Consider the following 527-nt stretch of genomic DNA (forward strand, 5'->3'; position numbering starts at 1 on the left):
ACGGGGCCATCGGACGCTTGCCCTTTTTGTAGTCAAAGATCACGTTTTCCGTGACAAATGTATTAACACCAGGAAAGAATGTACGGGTGAAGAATTTCCGAAGTGGCATCGTCTTTTCGATTGCCTGCAGCATCGTTGTTGTTTTGTATAAATCCAGATTCATAGGCATGTATAAATTCCCCCTTAACCTTCATAGGCTTGGACATCTTTGAGATAGATACCCAGCGTGCGCAAACGATTTTCATGCTTATCGGCCGTATCCTTACCTCCAAAAACCAAGGCATCGCGATTAAATGAGCCTGAGCTGTACGCTGTAGTTACAACGTTATTCGTAGCCCCAGAGGCTCCAGTATCGATCGTATCCGTCAGGATCGAATCAGCCAATTCGCTGCCATCCGCCTTGGTACTGTCAACAGGAACGGCGAGACCACTTGCTGCGATAATTCCGACAACCGTTCCTCGCGCAAGAACACCCTGCCCTGCCTTAAGCGTTACAGCTTTCACGTCTACCGGGTGTTTACTATCCG

Annotated in this window: 2 protein-coding genes; both read right to left on the minus strand. The window is 48.2% G+C overall.

What is annotated here, in order from left to right; translation table 11 throughout:
* Positions 1 to 169 (minus strand): major capsid protein (locus L323_RS42100; protein ID WP_200859513.1); only part of this gene is annotated, 169 nt, incomplete at its 3' end.
* Positions 170 to 183: 14 nt separating this feature from the next.
* The coding region (locus tag L323_RS33155; protein ID WP_020815966.1) for a head decoration protein at positions 184 to 527 on the minus strand (344 nt) is incomplete at its 5' end.

The organism is Ruminiclostridium papyrosolvens C7 (assembly GCF_000421965.1).
In the GTDB taxonomy this organism is placed as follows: domain Bacteria; phylum Bacillota; class Clostridia; order Acetivibrionales; family DSM-1351; genus Ruminiclostridium; species Ruminiclostridium papyrosolvens_A.